This window comes from Actinacidiphila cocklensis, from assembly GCF_907177275.1.
In the GTDB taxonomy this organism is placed as follows: domain Bacteria; phylum Actinomycetota; class Actinomycetes; order Streptomycetales; family Streptomycetaceae; genus Actinacidiphila; species Actinacidiphila cocklensis.
On sequence record NZ_CAJSLV010000040.1, the window covers coordinates 1 to 507 of the forward strand.

Consider the following 507-nt stretch of genomic DNA (forward strand, 5'->3'; position numbering starts at 1 on the left):
GGGCCGGTGACACCTCGGAGCCGTAGACCTCCTTCAGGTGCGTGGAGATGTCACGGGTCGTCATCCCGCGTGCATAGAGCGACAGGATCATGTCGTCGACCTGTGCCAGGCGGCGCTTGCGCTTGGGCACGATGACCGGTTCGAAGGCCGCGTCGCGATCGCGTGGCACGTCCACCGTGACCGGCCCGGCCGTCGTCGTGATCGTCTTTGGGTAGGAGCCGTTGCGGTTGTTGCCGCTGCCCCGCCCGGCCGGGTCCCCAGCCTCATACCCCAGGTGATCGGTCATCTCGACCTGCAGGGCACGTTCCAGGACCGCCTTCATCATCTGCTGCAGGAGCCCGCCAGCGCCGTCCAGGCCGATCCCCGCGTCCGCGGCATCCGCTATCAGGCCGTCTATCGCCTGCGGCGAGAGCACCCCCGCGAGCCGCCGCGCGGCCTCCTCCTGCCGCCCCTGCGGCATGTGATCCTGCATCAACTCAGACTTCTCGATACTCACTGTGCGTAGCG

1 protein-coding gene is annotated in these 507 nt (G+C 68.0%); it reads right to left on the reverse strand.

The window, feature by feature from the left end; translation table 11 throughout:
* The coding region (locus tag NFU81_RS05910) for a transposase (protein ID WP_251485718.1) at nt 1-460 on the reverse strand (460 nt) is incomplete at its 3' end.
* Nucleotides 461-507 lie beyond the last annotated feature (47 nt).